Raw genomic sequence first — 1848 nt, forward strand, 5'->3', positions numbered from 1 at the left:
GGCCGCGTCGGCGCGGACGGGCTGGGTTTGGCGCGCGCAATCTGTCTGGGCTGCGGCGTCGGCTTTTTGACGGGCTTGGCTTTTTCGGGCGGCGTCGGTTGCTTGACAGCGGGCTTCGGCGGACTCGGGACGAACGTCACCTCAAGCGGTTCATTGGAAGAACGTGCCTGGGGTTCGATTTTTTGCAGCAGGCTCGGCCGCAAAACAAAAAACAGCAGCACGTGAATCAGAACCGACAGGCTGACGCCGAGGATGGTTCTGTTGCGAGTGCGTGTCTTGAGGGAGGTTCGGGAAAGTGTCGTAAAAATCGCCATACCATGCAGCAACAACGAATAGCGTCCAGTTTTTCAGCGCTCATCATACCTGATGCCGCGCATCAGTCCGGACCATTGATTCGCAATGCTACTGCCTTGAATCGCAGAATGCAAACCGCCTAAACCTGGAAACCATCCTCAATGGCGCCAGTGTCCGCGACCACCCCAACCGCCGCGATAACCGCCGCCCCAGCCATAACCGTAGTACACCGATGCGGACGGCACGACGTAGACCGGCGCGGGCTGACCGTAATATGGATAGGGGTCGTAGGGAACCGCCACGCAACCGCCCAGCATCAGCGCCGGGATGATCCATAGCAAACGTCTCATGATGCCCTCCTGCCGGGAATATTCCACAGTCATCATGCCCCGGCGGCGACCAGCGCACCAGTGCCATTACCTTTTGTTACCTCGCGTACCTGCGGGAAACATGGATGCTTGCTTATATAATCTCCGAGTTCATCCGTCACGATGACTCACTGAACATAAAAAAATAACCGATCATTCCAGGAGACAAGCAAGCCCGCGCCGCAATACCCTGCACGTCCGCCGCCTTGCCGAACTTCAATTACCGAAAAGCCTTCATGACCACCGCTTCCGCCCCCGTTGTCGTCATTGCCCCCGACTCCTTCAAAGGCTCGCTCAGCGCGCAAGAAGTCGCCGAAGCCATCGGCGCCGGCGTCCACGCCGCCGCGCCGAACGCAATTGTCCGCCTGTGCCCGATCGCTGACGGCGGTGAAGGCACGCTCGACGCCCTGCTGCACGCAGGCGGCGAAGTTCAGCGACTGCAAGTGCGCGGCGCGGCAGGCACATTGCGCGACGCCGCCGCCGGCATCCTCAGCGACGGCAGCGCCGTTATTGAATCCGCCGAAATCGTCGGACTGACCGACAGCGCAGGCACCGCAGTCGCCGTTGAAAACCGCTCTACACTCGGCATCGGCGACGCCCTGCTGGGGCTGCTCGACAGCGGCGCGCGACGCTTCCTGATTGCGCTGGGCGGCAGCAGCACCAACGACGGCGGCATCGGCATGCTGGTTGCGCTGGGTCTGAAGCTGTATGACGCCGCCGGCAAGGAACTGGAACCGCTGCCGTCGCAACTCGCCAGGTTGGCGCGTGTCGATGTCGGCGGGCTCGATCCGCGTCTGAAGGATATTCACATCGTTGCCATGTCCGACGTCGACAATCCGCTGTGCGGCGACAAGGGCGCGACGGCAGTCTTCGGCCCGCAAAAAGGCGTGGCTGCCGAACAGATCAAGCCGCTTGACGCCCTGCTCGGTCGCTTCGCCAGTCTGTTCGAACAGGCCAGCGGCCGCAGTGCGGCCAACTTGCCGGGAGCCGGCGCGGCAGGTGGATTGGGATATGCATTGCTGATGCTCGGCGCCGAATTCCAATCCGGGGCGCAGACGGTGGCGGACTACATCGGACTCGATGCGGCGCTCAAGGACGCCGACTGGCTGATCACCGGCGAAGGCCGCAGCGACGCCCAGACGCTGCACGGCAAGGCGCCTTTCATCGCCGCCCAGGGCCCGCCCTC

2 protein-coding genes and 1 pseudogene are annotated in these 1848 nt (G+C 62.7%); 1 reads left to right on the forward strand and 2 read right to left on the reverse strand.

Annotated features, from left to right (window positions below; translation table 11 throughout):
* Positions 1–314 (reverse strand): annotated as a pseudogene (locus HLUSI_RS31515) (hypothetical protein); the annotation flags it as partial.
* 138 nt (positions 315–452) lie between these two features.
* Positions 453–644, reverse strand: coding sequence for a hypothetical protein (locus HLUSI_RS0111025; protein ID WP_029363394.1), 192 nt, complete (start codon positions 642–644; stop codon positions 453–455).
* Between the two features lie 254 nt (positions 645–898).
* On the opposite strand from HLUSI_RS0111025, the gene HLUSI_RS0111030 reads away from it, so the two are divergent.
* Positions 899–1848 (forward strand): glycerate kinase (locus HLUSI_RS0111030; RefSeq protein ID WP_029363395.1); only part of this gene is annotated, 950 nt, incomplete at its 3' end.

This window comes from Herbaspirillum lusitanum P6-12 (assembly GCF_000256565.1).
In the GTDB taxonomy this organism is placed as follows: domain Bacteria; phylum Pseudomonadota; class Gammaproteobacteria; order Burkholderiales; family Burkholderiaceae_D; genus Herbaspirillum; species Herbaspirillum lusitanum.

What these genes read in the sequence shown, in the direction of transcription:
- HLUSI_RS0111025 (WP_029363394.1), bottom strand. Translation starts at nt 644, where the DNA reads ATGAGACGTTTGCTATGGATCATCCCGGCGCTGATGCTGGGCGGTTGC.